The 2,828-nt window shown below is 67.4% G+C and carries 3 protein-coding genes; 2 read left to right on the forward strand and 1 reads right to left on the reverse strand.

The window, feature by feature from the left end; all coding sequences use genetic code 11:
• The first annotated feature begins 328 nt into the window (after nt 1–328).
• Nucleotides 329–1,480, forward strand: a complete 1,152-nt coding sequence (locus tag FKP22_RS26260; RefSeq protein WP_211361592.1) for a UDP-galactopyranose/dTDP-fucopyranose mutase family protein — start codon at nt 329–331, stop codon at nt 1,478–1,480.
• A 122-nt stretch (nt 1,481–1,602) separates the two neighbouring features.
• Nucleotides 1,603–2,580 (forward strand): tripartite tricarboxylate transporter substrate binding protein, encoded by a 978-nt coding sequence (locus tag FKP22_RS26265; RefSeq protein WP_141290829.1) that lies wholly within the window; start codon nt 1,603–1,605, stop codon nt 2,578–2,580.
• 14 nt (nt 2,581–2,594) lie between these two features.
• Here the strand turns inward: FKP22_RS26265 and FKP22_RS32795 are convergent.
• Nucleotides 2,595–2,828, reverse strand: a 234-nt coding sequence (locus FKP22_RS32795; RefSeq protein ID WP_211361593.1) for a hypothetical protein, incomplete at its 5' end; no start/stop codon positions are given.

A 2,828-nucleotide genomic window follows, 5' to 3' on the forward strand; every position in this document is an offset into this window, starting at 1 on the left:
CCACGACCAGCCCCACCTGGGCCTGGTCGAGCAAGGCGGCGGCGCGGCTGGCGTCCAGCCTGGCCTGAGCTGCGTTCGCGAAAGGGTCTTGCACCATGGATGTGTGGATCGAGGCGGCAAGCCGAGGCCTGCCATGAGGCCACTATCGGCACCGCCCCGCCCCAGCTTGAGAACAAGCCGCCTTCCATGGGGCTTTTCACCGACCCGGGGCCATCGCCAGGCCCGGAGAATGCAAGCTGCCGAAGCTCCCTGCCGCGCCGCATGCGCTTTCGGCCGGGCCTGGCCGTTCCAGGCGCCAGCCGCCCGTGCGAGGCGGTGCGAGGTGACCATGACCCCAAGTTCCGCTCCCGCCGCCGGCCCGGCTGGCCGCCCGCTGCACATCGGCATGGCCGGTGCCGGCCTGTCCTGCGCGGTGATCGCCCGCGAACTGGCCGAACAAGGCCACCGCTGCACGCTGTTCGAGAAGCGGCCGCACGTGGCCGGCAACTGCCACACCGAGCGCGACGAAAAGTCCCAGGTGATGGTGCACATCTACGGCCCGCACATCTTCCACACCGACGACGACGAGGTCTGGGCGCTGGTGAACCGCTACATGCGCTTCATGCCCTTCGTGAACCGCGTGAAGGCCACCGCACGCGGCCAGGTCTTCTCGTTGCCGATCAACCTGCACACCATCAACCAATTCTTCGGCAAGACTTTCTCGCCGGCCGAGGCCGAGGCCTTCATCACGCAGGAACAGGCCGACACCAGCATCGCCGACCCGCAGAGCTTCGAGGAGCAGGCGCTGCGCTTCATCGGCCGCGAGCTGTACGAAACCTTCTTTCGCGGCTACACCTTGAAGCAGTGGGAAGTCGACCCGAAGCGCCTGCCGGCGGCCATCCTGAAGCGGCTGCCGGTGCGCTTCAACTACAACGACAACTACTTCTTCCACAAGCACCAGGGCATGCCGGAAAACGGCTACACCGAGATGGTGGAGAAGATGCTGGACCACCCCAACATCGAGGTGAAGCTGGGCACACCGCTGGCCCCCGATGCGCTGGCCGAGTTCGACCACGTGTTCTGGTCCGGCCCGGTGGACGGCTTCTACGGCTACGACCTGGGCCGCCTGCCCTACCGCACGCTGGATTTCCAGCGCTCCGAGGCCGAGGGCGACGTGCAGGGCTGCGCGGTGATGAACTACTGCGACGAGGCCGTGCCCTTCACCCGCATCACCGAGCACAAGCATTTCTCGCCCTGGGAAACCCATGCGGCTTCCGTCTGCTACACGGAATTCAGCCGCAGCTGCGGCGAGGCCGACATTCCGTACTACCCCGTGCACCTGACCGAAGGCGACGACCTGCTGAAGGCCTACCAGGCGCGCGCCGCGGCGGAGCCAGGCGTGACCTTCGTCGGCCGCCTGGGCACCTACCGCTACATGGACATGGACGTGACCATCCGCGCCGCGCTGGACACGGCGCGCGCCTTCCTGGCCAAGCACTGAGCAGGTACCGGGAACGGCTGCGCGGGGTTTACGCGGTTTCCACAGGCCTGGCCAGCGACCAAGGGACTACCCTAGGAGTCATCGCATAGCATTGAACTGTGCCGATCCCAAAGGAACCCCCTGTGACGTCTTCCCTCTTCTCACGCCGGCACACGCTGGCCCTGGCGCTTGCCGCCGCCCTGCCCGGCCTGGCCCAGGCGCAAGCCGCGCCCTGGCCCAGCAAGCCGATCCATTTCGTCGTGCCTTTCGGGCCCGGCGGCTCGAACGACATCGTGGCCCGCGCGGTGGCCGAGGCCACCGCCAAGGTGCTGGGCGCCACCATCATCATCGAGAACAAGCCCGGTGCCGGCTCGATGCTGGGCGCCGACATCGTCGCCAAGTCCGCCCCCGATGGCTACACCTTCCTGACGCCTGCGGCCGGTGTGATCACCAACGCGATGATCAAGACGAAGATGCCCTACCAGGAAGACGCGCTGGTGCCGGTGGTGATGATGGCCGTGAGCCCGTCGGTCATCGTGGTGCCGGCCGATTCGAAGATCAGGGACCTGAAGGGCCTGGTTGCCGCTTCGAAAAAGGGCGATGGCCTGAACTTCTCGACCGCCGGCACCGGCAGCACGCCGCACTTCGTCGCCGAGATGCTCAAGCTCAAGGCCGGGGCGAAGATGCAGATCATCCCGTTCAAGAGCGGTTCGGAAGGCATGTCGGCCGTGGTGGGCAACCAGGTGGACGCGACCTCCGAAGGCAGCCCCATCGTGCTGCCGATGATCAAGGGCGGCAAGCTGATCCCCATCGCCTCGACCTGGAGTCGCCGCATTGCCGCGCTGCCGGACCTGCCCACGGCGCAGGAGCAGGGCTTCAACGACATCGTGATCGGCCACTGGACCGGCGTGTTCGCGCCCAAGGGCACGCCGGACGCGATCCTGGACAAGCTCAATGCCGCGGTGAACACGGCGCTGAAGTCCAGCGAACTGCGGGCCCGGTTGATCCCCATGGCGATCGACCCGACCGGTGGCAGCCGCGAGGACTTCCGCAAGTTCCTGGCCGCCGAGAAGGCCAGGCTGGGGCCCATTGCCAAGGCCGCGCAAATGCGGGAAGACTGAACGCGAGGACAGTTCTACTCGGCGGGCTGGGTGAGCGACTGCAGCGCGGCTTCGTAGTCGAAGCGCTGCAGGTCCTGGTTCAGGCGCTGCAGCTGCGCCTCGCCCAGGGCCCGCCGCAGCACGGCTTCGTGGGCCTGCGCAAAGGCGCCCGCGGCCAGGTGCCCGGTCGCGAGGTGTTCACGCAGTTGCATCAGCACCTGCTCGGGGCTGATCCAAGGCTGGGCTGAGGCGCGTTCGTCGCCAGCCGG

It is taken from the genome of Ideonella azotifigens (assembly GCF_006519715.1).
Taxonomy (GTDB): domain Bacteria; phylum Pseudomonadota; class Gammaproteobacteria; order Burkholderiales; family Burkholderiaceae_C; genus Ideonella; species Ideonella azotifigens.